The following is a 20,546-nucleotide window of genomic DNA, read 5'->3' as shown; positions in this document are numbered from 1 at the left end:
GTCCCCGCCCCGACGACGGGCCGTGAAAGGGCTCCTCAGGGTTGGGCTGGGCTGACTTTTTTTGAGGGCAAGCGACGCGTCGCAGTGGCGAGCGCTGGTGTTCCGCCGCCTTGGGTCTGCGTGCGGAACACATATCCGCGCGGTGTGGTCGCGGCGGTTCGAGTCGACGACCGCGGCAGTCCGGGCACTTCCACCGGGTTGCGCAGGGAGTCGTTGGTCGAACGGGAGTTGTCACGCCGTGCTGACTGCCCGTCAGCGCCGCGTGGCGAACGACTCGACGTACGCCAGGGCGCCGTACAGCGCGTCACGCAGCGGCTTGCTGTCACCGACCGCCTGGTCCAGCAGCGCTCCGCCCTGGAACGCGGCGGCGATCAGGTGGGTGAGCGCGACCGGGTCCGCGTCCGGCCGCAGCTCGCCACGCTCGCGCATGATGCTCAGGCCCCGCCTGAACAGCTCCTGCCATTGCTCGAAGCCGTCGGACACCGCATCACGGTAGGAGGGTTCCGTCTTGACGACCTCGGCGGCCAAGGAGCCGAACGTGCACCCGCCACGCACCATGTCCAGCGACGCTGTGAAGGTGTCGGCCCAGCGGCGCAGCGCGGCGAAGCTGTCCAGCTCGGCGAACTCGGGCACTTGATGGCGGGCGCGGATGACGTCGGCCTGCCGGGCGAGCACCGCGCGCACCAGGGCTTCCTTGGTGGGGAAGTGACGGGTCAGCTGGGAGCCGCTGACCCCGGCGGCGATGCGGATCTGCTCGTTGTTGGTGTTCTGCGCCCCGTGCTCGTACATCAGCTCCGCTGCCGCCTTGATGATGCGGTCGCGCGTGGCCCGGCCCTTGGCTGTCAGCTTCCGAGCCGGCGCTTCGCCGGTGGTGGTCATGGCTTCGACCCTATCACCAGAATGGGCTTGACAACCCTTTTTTTGCGGTGTTCCATGGGCTTAGCTAAAAAGGGGCTGTCAAGCCCTTTTTATTGAACGGCCGGGTGGGAGGTCCAACCGCCTCCCTGCTCGACAACCAAGCGCGACCTCTCACTGATCCCGTGCCACACCCTCGACGGACTCTCTCCCACCACAGGCACCCGACCGGACAGGACAACCCATCGTGGAACGCAACCTCCTGGTGATCGGTGCGACCGGCAAGACCGGTAGCCGCGCCGCCGACCTCCTGCTCCAGCGCGGCCACCACGTCCGCGCGCTGGTCCACCGAGCCGACGAGCGCTCCGAGCGGCTCGCCGCCCTCGGCGCCGACATCGTGCAAGGCGACGTCCTCGACCTCGACTCCGTGGCCCGCGCGGCGAAGGGGATCGACGCCCTCTACTTCACGTATCCGATCCGTACCGGCCTGATGGACGCCACGGCGAACGTGGCACAGGCCGCGGAGGAGAACGAGGTGCAGGCGATCGTGAACATGTCCCAGATCTCCGCCCGCCGCGAAGCCGCCAGCAACGCCGCACGTCAGCACTGGGTCGCCGAGCGGCTGCTGGACCGCTCCCCCGTCGCTGTGACACACCTCCGGCCGACGTTCTTCACCCAGTGGCTGATCGACAACTGGGCAGGCGCAACGGGCGAACTGCGACTGCCCTTCGCCGATGGACGCCACGCCCCGATCGCGGAATCCGACCAGGCGAAGGTGATCGCGACCATCCTCGAAGACCCCTCCCCGCATGCCGGCAAGATCTACCCGCTGCACGGGCCGGAGGAGCTCGACCACTTCGAGATTGCCGAGAGGATGTCACGGGCGCTGGGACGCGACGTCACCTATGTGCCCGTCGAACTCGATGAATTCAGCGACATCCTGCACGGGCGCGGCGCGCCGGAACACCTCGTGCAGCACCTTCTCGCCGTCGCGATCGACTACCGCAACGGCATCTTCGCCGGCACCAACGACCTGGTGAAGAGGATCGGTGGTACCGACCCTGTCGACGTCGAGACTTTCGTCGCCCTCAACCGGGCGTCGTTCGACTCACACACCGCCTGAACAGCCGAGGAAAGACGCCATGAGCGCCTGAGCTCGTCACGGGTCCGTCCCCCGGACCGGGGCTCGAAACCGGTCGCACGGCGCGCTCGGCCGGCCGGCGGGTGGTGTCGACCAGCTCACCTGAGCCGACTTGCTACCGCCGTACACCCGCGCACCGACGGCACGGCCGCCCATAGAGGCGCAGAACTCTCCATTCACCCGTGGCAGAAAGGACACCGAGGTGACCGCACAGCCGCCCTCGAACGCCGTGACACACCACTACCAACAAGGTGACCTGCACCAGAGGATCGATGACGCGCTCGACCGGCTGTACCCGGGGCGCAGTTCACTCACCGCCGACGAACTCCACGGCGTGGACGAGTTCCACATCGGAGGCCATGCGGCGACACGACAGATCACCGAGCACCTGCGCCTGCGGCCGGGCATGCGTGTACTGGACGTGGGGAGCGGGCTGGGCGGGCCGGCCCGCCATCTGGTGCAGCAGGCAGACGTCGATGTCACCGGCGTGGACCTCACCGCGGAGTATGTCGCGGTCGCACGTCGGCTCACCGATCGCGTGGGCCTCGCCGGCAGGACGCGCTTCGTGCATGGCGATGTGACTGAACTGGCGTTTCCCACAGGGAACTTCGACCGTGCATGGATGCTGCACGTGGGCATGAACGTCGCGGACAAGTCCCGGCTCTTCAATGGGATCGGACGCGTCCTGACCGTGGACGGCCTCTTCATCGTGTACGACGTCATGCTCCTCGGGGATCCCTCCCTCCTGAGCTACCCACTCCCCTGGGCCTCGGAGCCGTCGCACAGCTTCATCGCCCGGCCCGAGCAGTATCGCGCGTCGCTGAGCGACGCAGGGTTCGAGATCGTGGCCGAGCACGATCGTCGGTCCCAGGGCATCCGGTCACTCCGTGGCCTCCGCACCGCGGACGCTCACCACGAGGGCAGCGCCCCGCAAGGCCCTGGAGCGTCCGACGCCCGACCGGCGTCGGTCAACGTGGCGATGGGAGCAGATGCGTCGGCCAAGATCGCGAACGTGCTGCGACACATGGAGGATGGCCTGCTCGCTCCTACCGAACTGGTCTGCCGTCTGCGGTGACACCACGACGCGCGCCGCCCGGCTCCAGGCCGTGGGCAGCGCGATATCGATTCCTGCGAAGGCAGCCGATCCGCTCGACCACTGCCTCGGCGCCTCACACAGCGGACCCGCCGACCGCTGTCACCGGCCGTGCGCGAAGCGAGCCGTGGCATCTCGTATCGGGGCCGTCGGCCACCGGCGCGTGCTGACGATGGGCCCACGCGACGGCCGCTTCGCGCACCCTGCTCGTTGCTACATCTCCGCTCTCGGCGGGGTCGGGATCGCGCCCTGGGTCCGCAGCTCGGCGATCTCGGCGGGGCTGAAGCCCAGCTCGGCGAGGACCTCGTCGTTGTGCTCGCCGAGGTCCGGCGCACGCTTGGCCACCGCCTTCGGCACCCCGCGCAGATTGATCGGGCTGCTGATGGTCTCCTTCAGATCGCTGACGCCTTCCAGGGGTACGACGATGTCGTTGGCGCGCAACTGCGGATCCTGCGCGGCCTCCTCCGGAGTCTGGATGAGGCTGAAGGTGATGCGCTCCCGGTTCAGGGCGTCCTTCCAGTGGGCGAAGGGCTGCGAACGGAACTCGGCGTCGAGCAGCTCTGTCAGTACGGCGGAATGCTCCACGAAGCCCTCGACGTCGGCGAACCGGGGATCCTCGAGCAGCTCCGGGTGCCCGATGACCCGTGTCAGTCCTGGCCAGTTCGGGGCTGAGGTGACCAGCATGAACCACTCGCCGTCCGCCGTCCGGTAGGAGTTCGTCAGCGGGTTGAGGGGCGCCTTCCGGTCGTGCAGCTCGAACGGCGTGCCATCGGCGAGCGCAGCGGCCACAAGCGTTCCCGTTGCCCAGATACCCGTGGCGAGCAACGACGTCCCGACGCTGGCCCCTTGTCCCGTCCGCTCACGCCGGTAGAGGGCCGTCACGATCGCCGCGTAGATGGCGACGGCCGACATGTAGTCACCGCTGCCCCAGACCGGCACCGTCGGCGGGGCTCCCGCGTCCCGGGTGGAGGCCAGCAGCCCGCTGCGCGACCATGCGGCGGTCAGGTCGAACCCCGGCTGCCCCGCATCGGGACCGGCATCCCCGAAGCCCGTGATGTCGGCGTAGACGACCTTCGGGTTCCAGCCCGAGACCTCGTCGTAGCCCAGGTGCAGCTTCTCGCGCGTGCCGTGCGGGAAGTTGGTGATCACCACGTCGGCCCACTCGACGAGGCGCTTGAGGATCCTGGGGGCCGCGGGGGACTTCAGGTCGATCACCATGCCGCGCTTGTTGCGGTTGGCGAGGTGCCAGCTGTAATTGGCCTGTGCGCGTGGACTCGGTGGCACGGAACTCAGCCGCCGCTGGGGGTCGCCCTTCCCGGGAGGTTCGATCTTGATGACGTCCGCTCCGAAGTCGGAGAGAATGGTGGCCGCGGCCGGTGCCGCGATGAAGCTCGAGGCGTCGAGGACCTTCAGGCCGCTGAAGACGAAGTCGTCGGTCATCTCTGTCACCCCACGAAGGCGCTCAGGCCGCCGGTCACGGCACGTCCGACGATGAGGGTCTGGATCTCCCGGGTCCCCTCGTAGGAATAGAGTGCCTCCGCGTCGGCCACGAACCTGCCGACCTTGTAGTCGAGGACGATGCCGTTGCCTGCCAGCAGTTCCCGGGCCCATCCCACGCTCTCGCGCATCCGCACCGTGCAGTAGGCCTTCGCCAGCGCGGACTGCTCGTCCCTGAAGACCCCGGCGTCCTGCAACCGGGCCAGTCGCGTCACCATCCCGCACGAGGCCGTCGCATTGCCCAGCATCTTCACCAACAGGTCCTGCACGAGCTGAAAGCTCCCGATCGGTCGCCCGAACTGCTCACGTTCCTTCGCGTACTGCAGCGCGATCTCATAGGCGGCGAACATCACTCCCACCGCCTGCCACGCCACCCCGCTGCGCGTCTTGCGCAGGATCTGGGCAGTGTCCTTGAACGTGTTCGCGTTCTGCAGCCGGTTGGTCTCCGGGACACGGCAGCCGTCGAGGACGATGTCGGCGTTCTGGACGATCCGCAGCGCCATCTTGTGCTCGATCTTGGTCGCGGTGAACCCCGGAGTGTCCTTCTCCACAACGAAGCCGAGCACGCGATCGGTCTCGACGTCGCGGGCCCAGACGACGACCAGATCGGCGAACGTGGCGTTCCCGATCCACCGTTTGGCTCCGTCGAGGATCCAGCCGTCCCCGTCGCGGCGTGCGGTCGTCTTCAGGCCGCCGGCCACGTCCGAGCCGCCGTGGGGCTCGGTCAATGCGAAGGCGCCGACCTTCTCCAGCCGGCTCATCGCGGGCAGCCACCGCCGCTTCTGTTCATCGGAACCGCACGCGAGGATGGTCCCTATGGCCAGACCGGCATGCGCACCGAAAAACGTGGCCAGAGATGCGTCGGCGTGCCCGAACTCCAAGGCGGCGAAGCCCGCGAGAAGGTTGCTGGGCTGTGACTGCGTGGAGTCCGGGTCGGCCCAGTCCATGAGGCCGAGCTTCCCGAAGCCCTCGACCAGTTGAAAGGGGAACTCGGCCCGGGCCCAGTAGTCGTCGACGATCGGTGCGGCCTGCGTCCGGAGGAACTCGCGGATGGACTCGATCTTCTCGCGTTCCGCGGCCGAGAGCTGCTCCGCATAGGCGTAGAAGTCGGCCGGCAGCAGCCCCTTACCCAGGTAGGGACCGGACGGTGCCGGCAAAGCCGTGGTGTCGCTCATCGCAGTCTCCCTCAAACAGACGCTGTCAGGACGTGCTCGTTGGCTCGCTTGTGCGCGCACTGCCGCCCGCCGTGTCGGTTCTGTACCGCGATTGAACGTCGATCCGCGCCCGATACCCCGAACCCACGCCGCCGACGGGTCCCGCCGCCGCTCCGGACCACCCCGTCAGCCCGACGCAGCCCGGCGGGAGCGGGACCGGAACGCCGCTGGACACGGGCCCGTCCTGGTCCGCCGCACTGACGTCGGTGGGCGGTCAGCGGCATGTGTGTGTCATCGCCGTGCGTCCGTCAGCCGGTGCAGAAGTTGACGGTGACGGACTGTGATCGAACCGGCTGTCCTCCACCGCGCACCGTCGGCACGCCGCAGTCGCCGGTCCGACCACCCGGACAGCCTGCGCCGCACGGCGCTCCCCGGTGGTGACAACCACCGGGACCCGATGCCGGCGGTGTCCTCACCGGCCTCGGACACGGCAGACACACTCGGCCGAGCGCGGGTCTCGGCGTCGCCGCACTGCGCGAGTCAAAGGGCCTGCACCTCGGACTGCTTGCCCTGCTGTACCGCCTGCGACGAGGAGAACCCGCGGATGAAGGCCGCGAGGAGTTCACGCGTCCCGACCAACCCGACCAGCCCGCACTCGGCGGCCCGAATGAGGGTCGGGGTTGACTCTTCTTCTCGATATTTACTTCTGTTTCACTACTGAACTTGCAAAAATGAAGTAGACGGCTCTACGGTCTTGGCCATGAGCAAACAAAGCCAGGTGACCGCCCCTGTTCAGGCGGCCGAACGGGCCGGCACGGGCAATCCGCGCGTGATCCTCGCAATCCTGTCGCTCGCCGCGTTCATGGCGAGCTTGGACGTCTTCATCGTGAACGTCGCCTTCGACAGGATCGGCGAGAGCTTCGAGGGATCGTCGCTCGGTGATGTGAGCTGGGTGCTGAATGCGTACGCGATCTTCTACGCAGCACTGCTGGTGCCCCTGGGCCGCCTGGCGGACAAGGTCGGCCGCAAGCAGGTGTTCCTGCTCGGCCTCGGGGTGTTCACCGCGGCGAGCATGGCGTGCGCGGCAGCTCCGGGCCTGTGGTGGCTGGTGGCCTTCCGGATCCTGCAGGCCGCGGGCGCAGCTGCACTGACCCCGACGTCGTTGGGCCTGTTGTTGGCGACGGCGCCGCCGGACAGGCGCATGCCCTATGTCCGGCTCTGGTCCGCCGTGGCGGGCATCGCGGCGGCGGCCGGGCCCGTGCTGGGCGGCATTCTGGTCACCGCGAGCTGGCGATGGGTGTTCCTGGTGAATCTGCCGGTGGGGCTCATCGCGCTGGTGGCGGCCGCCCGCGCCGTCCCGGACTCACGTGACTCCCGGGTCTCCAGGCTTCCCGACCTGGCCGGCGCCGGGCTGCTCACGACAGGCATCGGGACCCTCGCGTTGGCCCTGGTCAAGGGTGGCGACTGGGGCTGGGGGGACGGTAGGACGATTGCTTCGTTCGTCGTCGCGGCTCTGCTCCTGGCGGGGTTCGTCCGGCGGGCCGAGCGCCACCCGGTGCCGGTGGTCGAACCCGATCTCTACCGGGTCCGCAGCTTCGCCGCCGCCAACGTGGCGATGATCACCTTCAGCATCGGCTTCGCCGGCTACCTCCTGACCGTGGTGCTCTGGATGCAGAACGTCTGGCACTGGTCGACGATCACTACCGGCCTCGCCGTGGCACCCGGTCCCGCGATCGTCCCCGTGGTCACGGTGCTGGTGCAACGCTACTGCCGGCGTGTCCACCCCGGTGTGCTCACAGCCCTCGGCTGTCTGGCCTTCGCAGCCGGCATCATCATGACCCTCGCGCTCGCCGGCCCCAACGGCTCGAGCTATGCGAGCGAGTTGCTGCCGGGCCAACTCGTCTCGGGAGTCGGCATCGGGCTCGCGCTGCCGACCCTCCTGTCCTCCGCGACCGCCGCACTGCCGGCACACCGGACTTCGACCGGCAGTGGTGTCATCAACATGACCCGCCAGATCGGCTTTGTGCTCGGCGTCAGCATCGTCGTCGCGATCCTCGGCGTAACCAGCACCTACGCGACCACTCACGATGCGTTCGTCCACGGTTGGTGGACCCTGGCGGTCATCGAACTGGTCGCCGCGGTCGCCTGCCTCGGGCTGCTCGACCGACGAACGCGGCCGACCGGCACGTGAAGGGGACCACGACGGATCGTTTTGCACTTGAGTCGGACGACCGCCGACGGCACGGAGAACCAGGGGCCGACGCGCCCATGGCAGGCATGAGGATGCCTCCTCGGCGGCCGTCCCTCGGCGGCCGTCCCTCGTCAGCCTCATCGGGCGCACCCCTCGTCGGCCTCCCCTGCGGAACTCCACGAGCTCCGCAGGGGCGTCCACGTTTCAGCCGATCACGTCAGTTCATCCGGCACCGGTGCGCCGAGATGACGCAGGAGGGCCCCGACCTTGCGGTCCAACTCCCGCCCCACTTCGGTGATCTCGGGTCTACCGAGTACCGCGACCGTGTCACTGGGGCGATCGATCGCGAACAACGCCTCCCCCGAGGGAGACTCGTGGATCGTGGTGCGCAAGGGGACGTAGAGGAGGGCCCCCGCGTCATGCCGGTACATACGCTCGGCGATGACATGATTGCCCATCAGGTACTCGGTGCAGCGGGCGTGATCCCCGGCCACGCCGAACAACGGCTGGGCGTCGAACCGCCAGAAGATCATGAATCCCAAGGGGGCGTTCTCGTCGGCGAGATCCTGAACCGCGCTCCACGGCGCCTGCACCGTGACCAGATCAAAAGTGCGCCGGTAGTCAAGGGGAGGGACCGCCTGTTCATAGCGTGCTCGAAACTGCTCGTAATCGTCTTCGACCGCAATCTCCAGCCGGGCGACAGAGCGAGCAAGCGCGAGCGTCGCGGGGTGCGTCGTCGTGCCGACCATGACCTGCTCCCTTCTCGCTTCCGTTCTAAAAGCCAAGGTAGAACGGCGGCGAGATTGCGCAACAGAAGCCTTCCCTTACGCCGGCTGCCCGGCAGGGCACCGGTCCACGCCGCGGGAGGAGCACCGTGTGCAACCGAATGAACACGCAGGATGACCGACCGGGTTGTTCAACGGCCGAACAGTGAAGGACAGCCGCCGCCCTGCTGTGCGCCCCCCAGGGATGGTAGGCACGGCACGAGGGACCGAAGCCCCGACGTGTACGGACCCCGAAGCGGCGCCTGGTCAGTTGGGTACGCCCAGGTCCTCACGCATGATCCGGCGCAATGCGGTGAGTGCCGGCTCTGCAGCCTTCAGGTCGGCCAGTGCCTGCTCCGCGGTTTCCCCTTCCCCGGCGAGACCGCGGTCGATGCGCTTGGCGGTGGCGTCGATCGCCGCCAGGACGACGTTCAACTCGCGAGATGCCCGGAGCACCGCTTCAGGGACGACCATCTGGGACTCGGCATAGCGATCCCGGTAGTCACGCCGCGCCTCCTCGACCTGGGCACGGTCCTCGTCGCTGTAGACCCCGTCCCGCAGACGGTGCAGGGCATCCTTCAGCATGGTGTGGAAGTGGCGGGAGGCGCGGTTCATCGCGGTGTATGCCGCGCGCCGGTCCTCGAAGGTGCGTCTTCTTTCCTCAACGCGTGATTCCTCGGCGCGTTGGCGCTTCGTCGTCCAATTCGCGATCACGGGCGCCAGAAGCGTGCCGAGCACACCGACGACGGCAGTGACCATGGCGGCAGTCGTGGCTCCCATGTGCGCGACCCTAGCGGCTCGTGAACATCCGCTTCTACACCGCGAGATGCAACCGCCGGTCGACGGAACGACGAGTTGGACGGACGCTACGCGTTCACTTCGCGCCCCCTCGCGGCCGGGGCAGCGTGTCCGCTTACCCGGCCGGGGCACAACACCGATCGGGCCGGAGAGCCGGCGGCCTCTGTGCAGCTCCGGAGTGCCCGGACACACACCCAGGTCTTCCGGCAATCAGAGATCCGACTTCACGGCCTCCATCGAGACACCGTGCCTGCTCAGGTATCCCCGTATGCGCATGTCCCAGAAGTAGCCGGTCAGAAACACCACAAAACCCAACGCGAGCCCGCCGCCGAGGATGACGATCCTCCCCTCGCCGCTGACGAAGGTCCAGACTGTCACTCCGACACCCAGGAGGGCCAGCACGACCCCCATGACCATCCGTACCCGCGCCTGAGAGAGCTCCGTTCTGATCTCCACCTGCAGAGCTGGTGTCATCGGGTGCGGGCCGTTCGGTCCCTCGTTCGCCCACCGCTTCATGTGCCCCCCTGTAATCGATGGCGCAGGGACAGTACACCGGGCGCCGTGGCAGCAACCTCCACACATACGACCTGTCACTCAATCTTCGGTGAGATGCGCCTATTGTTCGCCGACAGGTCAGCCGGTCGAGGGGCCGTAAGGGGAAGCAGCGCACTGCTCCGAAGCATCGACAGCGGCGCGGCTCGCCAGTCGTTCATAGCGCTGCCTGGCCGCTTGCGGCGTGCCGAGCCCAAGCCCGAAGGCGATCTCCTGCCAGGTCATACCGCGTCCCCGGGCCATCTGCAGGAGTCCGGTCTCGAGTTCGTCCATCTCTCCGCGAACCAGCGGGACAAGGGTCAGTGCCGCGGTGATATCGGCATGGTCCACCGCCGGTTCACCGTCATCGGGTTGCGCCGCCCCACTGAGCAGGAACGACACTAGCCTGACGGCCTCGTGCGGCCCGACGACCAAGGGATGAATCTGTCGGCGCCGTTGCTCGTCGGTGGCGGCGTGCCGCTCGGAGATACGAGACAGGGACGCGTATACGCGGTGCGCTCGAGCCTGTTCCGGCTGCGGAGGTGTGAAGGGGTCGGTGTGCTCATCGGGAGTGGACGACATGCCACGAGCATGAGGCAGCGCATGAACCGATGTCAACGGAGTGTTTTAAACAAGTCGTTCAAACCCGCCATGCCATGGGGACACCCTTACCGGATCCCCAGTGGCCCGAAGCCCAGGTCTTCACGCATGAGGCGCCGCATCTCCGCCATGGCCGTACGCCGATGTGCCGTCAGGGACGCTTCCTCGGCGGAGCCGACCGCCGTTCCCCGAGCGTAGGCATCACGAAGCTCTCGCATGCTGCCCAGGCAGAGCCCAGCGTCCGGCCGCGCCACCGCCTCCGACGGTCAGTCAAGGAGGACACCCGGGTTGAGGATCCCCGCCGGGTCGAGTGCCGTCTTCGCGGCACGGAGCGCGAGGGCGAACGGCTCGGGACGCTGCCGGTCGTACCCGGGCCGGTGGTCACGGCCGACCGCGTGGTGGTGGGTGACGGTCGCGCCCAGGTCGTGGAGGATCTGCATGGCCGCAGACTTGATCCGGTCCCACATCGCGACCTCCTCACCGCGCCGCCCCGGTGCGATGACGGTGAAGTACGGCGCGGGGCCATCGGGATAGACATGGGTGAAGCGGCAGTTGATCGTGCCCGCCGAACCGGTCACATCCCTCACTACATCCGACAGTCGGCTGCGTACCGACTCATAGAGCTTCGGCACACGGTCCCACGTGCAGGCGGTCTCGAACGTCTCGGTGATCAGGCTCATCCGGGCGAGTGCATCGCGCAGATAGGGCATTCTCAGGAACGCGGAGCGCCAGGTGTCCGCGGCGGCGTCCGCCGATTCAGGCGCCGTCGATGCGAGTGTGCCGCCGTGGTCGCGGGCCAGGCCGATGAGTTCTGTGAGGCGCATGCCGACGGGGGTGTGGGCCGATTCCACACCCAGGATGAGTGCGCTTCGGCTGTCCTGCGCCACTCCTGCCAGGGCCGCCTCGCCCGGGTCCAGGAGTCTGCAATTGGTCGGGTGCAGTCCGGACTGCGCGACGGCACGTATCGCCTCGAAGGCTGCGTGGACGTCGTCGAACAGCACCGTGGCCGAGGCCTTGTGGCTCGGCCGGTCCTGCAGCCGCATCCAGGCCTCGGTGATCACACCGAGTGTCCCCTCGGAGCCCAGGAACAGCCGATCGGGAGAGGGGCCCGCACCCGAACCGGGCAGCCGTAGCGACTCGTTGACCCCGACGGGCGTCACGACGCGCAGTGACTCCACAAGGTCGTCGATGTGGGTGTACAGCGTGGCGTAGTGGCCGCCGGCACGCGTGGCGAGCCAGCCGCCCAGGGTGGAGAACTCGAAACTCTGCGGGAAATGGCGCAACGTCAGCCCATGTGGCCGCAGTTGAGCCTCCAGACCGGGGCCGAGGGCGCCGGCCTGGATCCGCGCGGCGCGGCTGACCCGGTCGATCTCCAGTACCTGATCGAGGGCCGAGAGGTCCAGGGACACCACTCCCCGATGCCGGTCCGCGCGGTACTCGACCCCTCCGACGACCGAGCTGCCCGCGCCGTAGGGCACGACGGCCACGTCTGCGCCCGCCGCCCAGTCGAGGACGTCGATCACCTCCAGTTCGCTCCGTGGCCGTGCGACCTGGTCGGGCGCCGGGGCGAGGTCGCCGCTCAGAGCGCGGATCACATCGCGGTACGCCTTGCCGTAGGTGTGCGAGGCCCGGTCCCTGGGCGTGGACGACATCAAGGCGGCAAGTGCGCGCGGGGCTTCGACGCGGACCGTCGGCAGCGCGAGGGCGGCGACGTCGGGCACAGGCAGCGGGGTTTGTGCCGCACCCGGGACCAGGGAGCCGAGAGCGATGCACTCGGCGTCGGGCAGGGCTTGATCCGTGGCGCCCCAGCCCCACCAGGACCGGTTCCGGGAGGACTCGAGGGGACGCACGGTCGGTGTGCTGCTGTCGGCCACGAGTCGCCCTTCCAGTTGTTTACCCGTTGGTAAGTTACTGGACCGTATGGCACGCGACGCAACGGCGGCAAGAGGCTCTGCCGCGCACCCTGCTCACAGCGGTTCCGTGCGCCATCGCGGCCCGGCACCGCGCCGACCGTGCGGTCTCCGTTCCTTCAGGCGCCCGCACCGCCGTCCACCGGCACGATCGCGCCGGTCACCATCGAGGCCCGGTCGCTGAGCAGCCACGCGGCGGCCTCTGCCACCTCACGGGGCTCGGCCATGCGGCCGAGCGGAATGGCCGCGTTGATGCGCTCGACGACCCCCGGGGACGCCGCCTCCCACCGGTCGATCATCTCCGTCGCGGTTCCACCGGGGGTGATGCCGTTCACGCGGACCCCTTGACGCCCCCACGTCACGGCGGCCGTCTCGGTGATGCTGTTCAGCGCGCGCTTCATCGCGCCGTAGGCGGGGAGCTCCGGGTTCGCGCGGCGGCTGCCGATGCTCGAGGTGTTGACGATCGCCCCACCACCGCCCCGGCGCATGAGCTCGGCTTCGAGCGTCATGGCGGTCCAGTGCCCCCGGAAGTTCACCGCGAACTGTTCCTCGATGTCATCGTCGCTCGTCGTGTCGAGCGGGCCGGGCTGCTGGATCGCCGCGCCGTTGTTGAACGCGCCGTCGAGCCGTCCGTGCAGCTCCTCCACGCGGTCGACCGCCGCGCGGATGCTCTCACGGTCGGCGAGGTCCACTGTCACGGCATCCGCGACGCCGCCGTCGGCGCGGATCTCGGTGACGATCTGCTGAATGGCTTCGGTGCCGCGGGCGGCGAGCACCACCGCGGCACCCTCGTGTGCGAAGAGTCGGGCCGCGGCGGCCCCGATGCCGCGGCTGGCGCCGGTGATGAACACGACCTTGCCGGTGAGCAGGCCACTGGGTGCGATGTCGATGTTGTACGTCATGGCGAAAGTGTCAGGTCGGACTCCGGGCCGGATGCAGGCACAGGCTGTACCAGGATCCGTCACCGCGCGGCATGCAGACTTGGAGTATGGACAAGCACGAGTTCGGGGCGTTCCTCCGCAGCCGTCGCGAGCGGCTCCTCCCGGAGGACGTGGGCCTCCCCTCGGGCTCGCGACGCCGGACACCGGGCCTACGCCGCGAGGAGGTGGCGGTCCTCGCGCACATCTCCACCGAGTACTACGTCCGACTCGAACAGGGCAGGGCGCCTCGACCCTCGGGCGAGGTTCTCGCCGGTATCGGAGGAGCGCTGCGGCTCACGGACGCCGAGCTCGATCACCTGCACGTGCTCGCGGGCACCGCGCCCACCCGTACCGGACTGCATCGGCGCGATGTCCGCCCGAGCATCCTCGCGCTCCTCGAGAGGCTGCCGCAGACGGCCGCCTTCGTGACGTCCGCCGTGTTCGAGGTGCTCGCGTGGAACGACCTCGCGGCGGCGCTCATGGAGAACTTTGCCGAGCTCGCCCCCGAGGACCGCAATCTCGCGCGCCGGGCGTTTCTCGGGCCCGTCCGCGCCGGCGCCACGCTGTACGGGGTCTCCGACACCGCGGAGTTCCGGCACCACGCCGTCATGGGGCTGCGGTCCACCCTCGCCCGGTATCCGACCGACCCCGCGGTGACGGGACTCATCGAGGAACTCCGCGACGGCAGCCCCGAATTCGCCCGGCTCTGGGAGCGGCACGACGTGCAGGCTGCGCCGATGCTCACGAAGACCTTCCGACACCCGGTCGTGGGAGAGGTCACCGTCGACTGCGACTCGCTCGCGCTCACGGACAGCGACCAGCACCTCGTGCTCTACAGCGCGCCGCAGGGATCCCCCGATGCCGAGGCGCTGGCCCTTCTGAACGTACTCGGGCCCCAGCGCATCGACGTGAGCGGATCGCTCTGACGGAACCGGATACGAAGGACTGCGGTGCCCTGATCGCGCCGGCCGCGGCTGTGGTCATGTCGCGGTGTGGACGCTGCGCCGGACCTAACTTGCGGAACCTTTCTCAGCAACAACATGTGCCTTGGTGTCACTCCGTTGCGCCACCGCGGCAGCAAGCGCGAGCAGCGCCTCCACCTGGGCTGTCGCGATGAGCTGATCGGCACTGAGTCGCCCCCTCGCCCACTTCTCACCCGCGGCCAGTAGCTCTTGAGCCTTGTGAGCATGTGCAGCGTAGTCCGCCACGAGACCCCCCTCTCTTTGAGGTTCCCACGGTAGCGACCGCTCCAAGGCGACGGGGCTGCAACCGCCTTGTCGACCACGCACAGACCGCGGTCCCCTCCGCTGCCCCACTGGTGCGACATCGGCTCCGATACCGCCCGTTCGTCGTGGTCCCGCACGCTGCAGACCGGAGGTCATCCCACTCTGCTCCGGCCACGCCGGACGCCTGACCACGGTTGGATTCCGGGGCCGAACTTGACCCTCGACCTTGTACAGGGGTCAGAGTTCCGGGTGTGGAGAGCGAGATGCGCAGCATTGGTGAGATGGCCAGGGACAGCGGACTGGGCGTAAGCGCCCTGCGGTTCTACGACCGTACCGGTGTGCTGGTCCCGGCCCGGGTCGACCCGGTGAGCGGCTACCGCTGGTACGGTTCCGCGCAGCTCGAGGAGGCGCGCCTGTTGGCCCGGTTGCGCCGGGCCGGGATGCCTCTGGCGGACGTACGGCTCGTCCTGGCCGGCTGGTCCGGCACGGACGGAGACCTGGTGCGTGAACTGCTTCAGGCACACCTGCGCCGTCTCGAAGCGGATCTGTCGGATGCCCGAGTTGAGTTCTCCACGCTCCAGGGACTTCTCGCACGCAGGGAGAACACCATGACTCCAAGTCGCATCACGATCCGACTGACCACCTCGGCTCGTGCTCTGGCAGCCGCACTGGACGCGGTACGCTTCGCGGCAGGCACCGACCCGGAGCTGCCGATGCTGGGTGGCGTCCTGTTCGACTTCGAGGGCGAGACGCTTCACGTCGTGGCCACGGACCGGTATCGGATGGCTGTCGCACGAGCCGAGACGACCGGGCACGGCGGACCCCCTGCACAGGTCATCGTGCCCGCCCCACTGGTCGATGCGATGCGGGCGCTGCTGAACCGCGAAGGACCTGTCCGACTCGACGTGGACGGCAACAGAGTGACACTGGAGACCGGAGACGGTCAGGCGTCCGGCCGGTGTCTCGACCACGCCTTCCCGGATTACCGACGTCTCGTCCATCTGCCGACCGGAAGCCGCGCCCTCGTCGACGCAACCACCTTCCGAACGGCACTCGAGAATGGACCGGTCCGCACGAGCGAGGCCCGCGAACAGGGCGCTGCGTCACATGACCTCAGCGTGCTCAAGGTGGCACACGACGGCTCCGTGGTCATCTGCGACGACGGCGACGACGACCAGAACCACATTGCCGTCAACCGTGAGTTCCTGCTGGACGCGCTTGCCGCCGCAGGAGGCGATCAAGTGATCCTCGAGTTCGGCGTCCCCACGGCGCCCATCGCGATCCGTCTGCCCGGCGACGAGGCGACGTTCTCGATACTGATGCCGGTGCGCCTGGACCACTGATACGGACCGTCGTCGACGAGGACGTTCCGCCCCACGCGGCCGTCTGCACGCGGCCGCGTGGACGTACCGCCGCCCGACCTACCCTTCCCGCCACCGCTCGGTCAGTTCCGCCATGTCCTGGCGGGCGAGGAGAGCCGCGACGTCGACACCCTGCTCCGTCAGGACGTCGTCGATGTAATCACAGAGGTCCTCGCGCTCGATGGTGCAGTACGTCCCATGCTCCTCGTCGATGACGTTCAGCTGCTCGACGACGCGCTCTACGGCGGCGAGTACGGGCTCGTCTGACGCACCGCCGACACTACGCGCGTCTTCCTCGAACGAAGCCAGCGCTGCCTCGGTGGCCCGCAGCATCGCCGGGGCGTAGAGCTCCTCGGACGCGGGGTTTCGCGCAACTTCGTCGCGCCAGGCAATGGACGGTCTGATGGCCATGCGCGGACGCTACAGTCCGTCGCCGACATCGCAGCGCACACCTCGCAGGCACGTACGTCATCCTCGACTGCCCGAAACTCTCCCGCCGCGCCGGGTCAGTGGACCGCGTTGGAACGGTCGCTCGCAGAGGCAAACCTGCGCTGCCGACGACGGAACATCCTCCCCCGGCCATCGGTCCGGTCCGGCGCTGCGGCCTTCCGAACCGGCAGAGCACCGCTGCCTGGTGCGATCGCGAAGAAATTGCTGCTGCCAGAGCTTCCAAAGTGATGGTCAACGGGCGACGTCGCGGAGGATGATGGTCGCCATGACGGATGCTGGCTCGACCATCGACCCCACCAGGCCCAGCATCGCGCGCGTTTACGATTATCTGCTCGGCGGCAAGGACAACTACGCCGTGGACCGCCAGGTGGGCGACGTATTCAAACGGGACCTGCCCGGCTCGGTGGCAATCGCCTTCGCCAACCGTTCCGCCCTGACCCGCGCGGTTCGCGAGATCGCGACCACGACCCAGGTGCGGCAGTTCATCGACCTGGGCAGTGGACTGCCGACCGCTGACAACGTCCACCAGGTCGCACAACGTCATGCCCCTGAGTCCAGGGTCGTGTACGTCGACACCGATCCTCAAGTACTCGTCCACGGCAGGGCGTTGTTGGAAGCGAACGACCGGACCAGGGTGGTCGCGGCTGATGTGCGCAACCCCGGGGACATCCGTTCACACCCGGACACCCGCGAACTGATCGATTTCGACGCCCCCGTCGCCGTCATGTTCAGCGCCATCCTCCACCACGTCAACGACGAGGAGGATCCCGCCGGGATCGTCCGCTACTGGGCCGAGCGCGTGCCCTCGGGGAGCTACTTCTTCGTCAGCCACTTCCGTTCCGGCAACAACCCGGAGACGGCGGAGGCCGAGCAGGTCCTCCAGAAGACCTTCGGCCGCGGCCGGTGGCGTACCGACGGGGAAATCGAATCCCTGCTGGACGGGCTGGAGATCCTCGACCCCGGAATCGTCCCCGCTCCATTGTGGCGCCCTGATGCGACCGACAACGCCTGGGCCGGAAGCGGCGATCGGGAACTCACCGTCTGGGAGCGCCTCATCGCCGCCGGACTGGCCCGGAAGGTGTGACGAATCCCGAGACGGCGGAACGACGTTGATGAGGGTGGGAAAGTCGCGGTAGAACCCGCCTGTGTACGTCTCTCTTCGTGTCATCCGTTGCTGTCGGAGTCAGGCGACTTCTCGGCGGACTGCTGCTTCGCCCTCTCCCCCGCGCACAGCATCTTATGCGTGGGTATCACCAGCTCACCGAGGAGCGGTTCGATACCCCGCACCCGGACGGCAAAGACATCGATGACCACGGGCGCGTAAGGGCTTGCAACGTTGACCAGGCGCCAGCGGAAGTGCGGTGGAACATCCTTGGCCGGCAGCTCGGCCAAGGATAGATTCACCCATCGGTCGTAGACGGTCGGATAGACACGAAACCGGGAGCCGCACCGCACGCAGTTCGGCGGCTCCACGAAGATCACATCATCCGGATCCGGCCGCGGTGGTGCTGTGGCGCCCTCGTCCATCGCCATCCGGTTCGCGAGTCGATTCCAACAGCCGTCGCAGAGTTCGGCTATGAGATCGATACGCCCACGGCTGCGGACCGTCCGGCCGGGCTCTCGACAATGCCGGCATGACGGCAGGTCCCGATCACTTGTCGTCTCCATGTTTTTGAGTGTGAACGAGTCGGACGAAATCGCAGTAGGTCGCAAACCAGCCGTGTTCAGACATCCATCCCCCTTCGGGAGAGTTCGCCGTAATGGGCCTCGGTGAGATCGCATTCAGGCGTTCTCAAGGCGGCTGCGGCACGGAGACGACTCGGCAGGGTGAGAGAGCGTAAAGAAGACCGAGCCGGGAGCAAGGGAACTGCGCAGGGGTGAGCGGCGCATCACCCGCGAGAAGGGCGTGTCACAGGCCAGTGCCCTTTACGCAGCGACCCATGCCGCCTTCATTCGAAGTTCGGCAGATGTTTTCCTGTCGGACAACTCCGAACCCTTCCGCTCTGGAGGGTCAACCCTAACCTTTCTCCTACCTTTGATCCTCCGCGAGACATTGAGGTCCTCTGTTCCATGAACAGCCGCTCCCTGCTTCGCAGTTCAGCCTCCCGGCGCCTCTTCCGCCCCGTTGCCGAGCTTCTCGACAAGCGCATCGAGCGGCAGGTCCGCTCCGCGGTCGCCCGGTCGCAGTCGGAGAACGAAGAGCTGAAGCGCGACATTCAAGTGTTGCGGCAGCATCAGTACACCTTCGATCTACTGGTCGGCCCCGGGGCCCGAGGCATCTCCCGGATCGTCGTGCCCGGCGCCATGGGCCGTCTGCAGGACGAGGTCGCCACGCTGGGCGGCGGTGACCGCAAGGCGGCCGAGCGCAACCTCGCCGCCGCCTTCCGTCTGCTGGTCGCGCTGGAGTCGCTGGGCGTCGGCAGGATCGCGGGCGGCACCATGAACATCTGCGGCAAGCTGGGCTCGATACCGCTGCTGGACCCGCCGAACGACGAGATCCTGGAGATCGGCACGCTCTACGGCATGTTCTCCGCCGGGCTCATCCGGATGCTGGAGCGCGACGGCCGCAGCCCGCGTCTGACCATCGTCGACCCCTTCGCCGGCGTGCAGCTCCAGCCCGGCACCGAGCACCGAGCCGACCCCACGGGTACGCCGGTCGACGAGCACGCCGTCCGGACGAACCTGGCGCTCGCCGGCACCGCCGGCGTCAACGCCCGGATCCAGCAGGGCTTCTCGGAGGACCCTGACACCCGCGCGGCAGTCTCCGACCGCCGTTACGGCGTGATCATCGTCGACGGCGACCACTCGGCCGAGGGAGTCGCCAAGGACCTGGAGTGGGCCGAGGAGATCGCGGCGCCTGGTGGGATCGTCGTCCTCGACGACTACCGCGACCCGAACTGGCCGGGCATCAAGGAAGCGCTCGACAAGCACCTTGCGGGCGACACGCGTTTCACGTACCTCGGCAAGGCCGCACGGTCGGCGTTCCTTCGGGCGTCCTGAAGGGGCTCCAAAAAGCCGAGGGTGTCCGGGCGCGACGGCAACCGAACGTCGTACCCGGACACCCCGCCGGGCCCCGCACGTGTCGTTGACCAGGTGGGCAAGCTGCCGACTGCGCCGTGCACCCGGCGCCGAACACCACGGGGAAACGGCAATCCCCGGCCCTGCTTTCCGATACACCGCGCGCGGGCCGGCCGCACGGCAACGTGGGCCAGGTCTTCTCCGTCCGACGGCTCTCGTGGGCCTGCGATAAGTTGCCCGCCATGACTGAACTCGGACCCGTCGCCTGGCCACCTGCCCCGATAAGGACCGAACGGCTCGTGCTCCGCGAGTCCGAGGGCCGGGACCGTGCGGCGTTCGTCGAGCTCTTCGCATCGCCAGAGGTGCGCACATACCTCGGTGGCCCCATGCCGCGTGATGAGCTCGAACGCGCCGTGCCTGAGGTGCCCGGGCGGCGCCCTGGCCTTTTCGTGGTCGACCTCGACGGATCGATGATCGGTACGATCACGCTCGATCGGCGCGCCGCGGAACGGCGGGGTCATCTCCGTCCGGATGCCGAAGAGGCCGAACTCGGCTACATGTTCCTGTCGGAGGCGTGGGGATGCGGGTACGCCGCCGAGGCGTGCGCAGCGGCACTCGACTGGTTCGCCGACACACTCCCCGGCGAACCGGTGGTGCTCTGCACTCAGACCGCCAACAAGCGCTCGATGCGCCTCGCGGCCAGGCTGGGGTTCACCGAGGTGGAACGGTTCCAGGAGTTCGACGCAGAGCAGTGGTTCGGTGTGTGGTCCTCAGCCGCGCCGTCCGGTGACGACGGCCGTCGCCCCTGAACGTCAAGGAGCGTTGTCGGGCTCGCGAGATCGACCGCCGCGGAGCCAAGATGTCCGTGTGACGGAAGCGAAGTGGATCTGCCGGCCTTGCCGCGCGGGCTCTGACCGGCCCGGACATCGCCGAGGACGTCGAACTCGCGGGAAGTGCCTCGTTCGTCATGCCGACCGTGGCTGATGCAGGTCATGGCGCCTGATGTGGTCCTGATCGCCGACGCCGGAGGGATCATG

Annotated in this window: 19 protein-coding genes; 8 read left to right on the top strand and 11 right to left on the bottom strand. The window is 68.1% G+C overall.

Going from position 1 to position 20,546, the window contains the following annotated elements; genetic code table 11:
• Positions 1-252: 252 nt before the first annotated feature.
• A complete protein-coding gene (locus RCR19_RS37620; RefSeq protein ID WP_331269222.1) occupies positions 253-879 on the bottom strand; it encodes a TetR/AcrR family transcriptional regulator in 627 nt (208 codons plus the stop codon).
• A 223-nt stretch (positions 880-1,102) separates the two neighbouring features.
• Here RCR19_RS37620 and RCR19_RS37615 point away from each other — a divergent pair, with 223 nt between their 5' ends.
• Together RCR19_RS37615 and RCR19_RS37610 are read left to right on the top strand one after the other, a co-directional pair.
• Positions 1,103-1,978: an NAD(P)H-binding protein gene (locus RCR19_RS37615; RefSeq protein WP_331269221.1), complete on the top strand. Its 876-nt coding sequence runs from the start codon at positions 1,103-1,105 to the stop codon at positions 1,976-1,978.
• 220 nt (positions 1,979-2,198) lie between these two features.
• Positions 2,199-3,071, top strand: a complete 873-nt coding sequence (locus tag RCR19_RS37610; protein ID WP_331269220.1) for a methyltransferase domain-containing protein — start codon at positions 2,199-2,201, stop codon at positions 3,069-3,071.
• A gap of 231 nt (positions 3,072-3,302) precedes the next feature.
• Here the strand turns inward: RCR19_RS37610 and RCR19_RS37605 are convergent, their stop codons facing one another.
• Positions 3,303-4,529, bottom strand: coding sequence for a CoA transferase (locus RCR19_RS37605; RefSeq protein ID WP_331269219.1), 1,227 nt, complete (start codon positions 4,527-4,529; stop codon positions 3,303-3,305).
• A 5-nt stretch (positions 4,530-4,534) separates the two neighbouring features.
• Positions 4,535-5,761, bottom strand: a complete 1,227-nt coding sequence (locus tag RCR19_RS37600; protein WP_331269218.1) for an acyl-CoA dehydrogenase family protein — start codon at positions 5,759-5,761, stop codon at positions 4,535-4,537.
• Positions 5,762-6,500: 739 nt separating this feature from the next.
• Between RCR19_RS37600 and RCR19_RS37595 the strand changes: the two genes are divergently transcribed.
• Entirely contained in the window at positions 6,501-7,931 is a 1,431-nt protein-coding gene (locus tag RCR19_RS37595) for an MFS transporter (RefSeq protein ID WP_331269217.1), read from the top strand.
• Positions 7,932-8,143: 212 nt separating this feature from the next.
• Here RCR19_RS37595 and RCR19_RS37590 read toward each other — a convergent pair whose 3' ends face one another.
• The 6 genes from RCR19_RS37590 to RCR19_RS37565 form a co-directional block, all read right to left on the bottom strand.
• Entirely contained in the window at positions 8,144-8,680 is a 537-nt protein-coding gene (locus RCR19_RS37590; RefSeq protein WP_331269216.1) for a hypothetical protein, read from the bottom strand.
• Between the two features lie 282 nt (positions 8,681-8,962).
• Positions 8,963-9,475, bottom strand: a complete 513-nt coding sequence (locus tag RCR19_RS37585; RefSeq protein WP_331269215.1) for a hypothetical protein — start codon at positions 9,473-9,475, stop codon at positions 8,963-8,965.
• Positions 9,476-9,703: 228 nt separating this feature from the next.
• Positions 9,704-9,949: a hypothetical protein gene (locus RCR19_RS37580; RefSeq protein WP_331269214.1), complete on the bottom strand. Its 246-nt coding sequence runs from the start codon at positions 9,947-9,949 to the stop codon at positions 9,704-9,706.
• Positions 9,950-10,126: 177 nt separating this feature from the next.
• On the bottom strand, positions 10,127-10,606 hold the full coding sequence (locus RCR19_RS37575) for a DNA-binding protein (protein WP_331269213.1): 480 nt from the start codon (positions 10,604-10,606) through the stop codon (positions 10,127-10,129).
• A 284-nt stretch (positions 10,607-10,890) separates the two neighbouring features.
• On the bottom strand, positions 10,891-12,498 hold the full coding sequence (locus RCR19_RS37570) for an FAD-binding oxidoreductase (RefSeq protein ID WP_331269212.1): 1,608 nt from the start codon (positions 12,496-12,498) through the stop codon (positions 10,891-10,893).
• Positions 12,499-12,653: 155 nt separating this feature from the next.
• Positions 12,654-13,436, bottom strand: a complete 783-nt coding sequence (locus RCR19_RS37565; protein ID WP_331269211.1) for an SDR family oxidoreductase — start codon at positions 13,434-13,436, stop codon at positions 12,654-12,656.
• Positions 13,437-13,522: 86 nt separating this feature from the next.
• On the opposite strand from RCR19_RS37565, the gene RCR19_RS37560 reads away from it, so the two are divergent.
• Together RCR19_RS37560 and RCR19_RS37555 are read left to right on the top strand one after the other, a co-directional pair.
• On the top strand, positions 13,523-14,380 hold the full coding sequence (locus tag RCR19_RS37560) for a helix-turn-helix transcriptional regulator (RefSeq protein ID WP_331269210.1): 858 nt from the start codon (positions 13,523-13,525) through the stop codon (positions 14,378-14,380).
• 563 nt (positions 14,381-14,943) lie between these two features.
• Complete coding sequence (locus RCR19_RS37555; RefSeq protein ID WP_331269209.1) at positions 14,944-16,023, top strand: MerR family transcriptional regulator; 1,080 nt, start codon at positions 14,944-14,946, stop codon at positions 16,021-16,023.
• A 78-nt stretch (positions 16,024-16,101) separates the two neighbouring features.
• On the opposite strand, the gene RCR19_RS37550 is transcribed toward RCR19_RS37555, so the two are convergent.
• The gene (locus RCR19_RS37550; protein WP_331269208.1) at positions 16,102-16,452 is read right to left on the bottom strand and encodes a hypothetical protein; all 351 of its coding nucleotides are present in this window, start codon (positions 16,450-16,452) and stop codon (positions 16,102-16,104) included.
• Between the two features lie 304 nt (positions 16,453-16,756).
• On the opposite strand from RCR19_RS37550, the gene RCR19_RS37545 reads away from it, so the two are divergent.
• Entirely contained in the window at positions 16,757-17,575 is an 819-nt protein-coding gene (locus RCR19_RS37545) for an SAM-dependent methyltransferase (RefSeq protein WP_331269207.1), read from the top strand.
• 80 nt (positions 17,576-17,655) lie between these two features.
• Here RCR19_RS37545 and RCR19_RS37540 read toward each other — a convergent pair whose 3' ends face one another.
• On the bottom strand, positions 17,656-18,159 hold the full coding sequence (locus RCR19_RS37540; protein WP_331269206.1) for a DUF6083 domain-containing protein: 504 nt from the start codon (positions 18,157-18,159) through the stop codon (positions 17,656-17,658).
• 402 nt (positions 18,160-18,561) lie between these two features.
• Between RCR19_RS37540 and RCR19_RS37535 the strand changes: the two genes are divergently transcribed.
• The gene (locus RCR19_RS37535) at positions 18,562-19,491 is read left to right on the top strand and encodes a class I SAM-dependent methyltransferase (protein ID WP_331269205.1); all 930 of its coding nucleotides are present in this window, start codon (positions 18,562-18,564) and stop codon (positions 19,489-19,491) included.
• A gap of 260 nt (positions 19,492-19,751) precedes the next feature.
• Positions 19,752-20,318: a GNAT family N-acetyltransferase gene (locus RCR19_RS37530; protein ID WP_331269204.1), complete on the top strand. Its 567-nt coding sequence runs from the start codon at positions 19,752-19,754 to the stop codon at positions 20,316-20,318.
• Positions 20,319-20,546 lie beyond the last annotated feature (228 nt).

The organism is Streptomyces sp. WAC07094 (assembly GCF_036320405.1).
GTDB lineage: Bacteria > Actinomycetota > Actinomycetes > Streptomycetales > Streptomycetaceae > Streptomyces > Streptomyces lannensis.
This window is presented reverse-complemented; position numbering and strand designations above follow the sequence as displayed.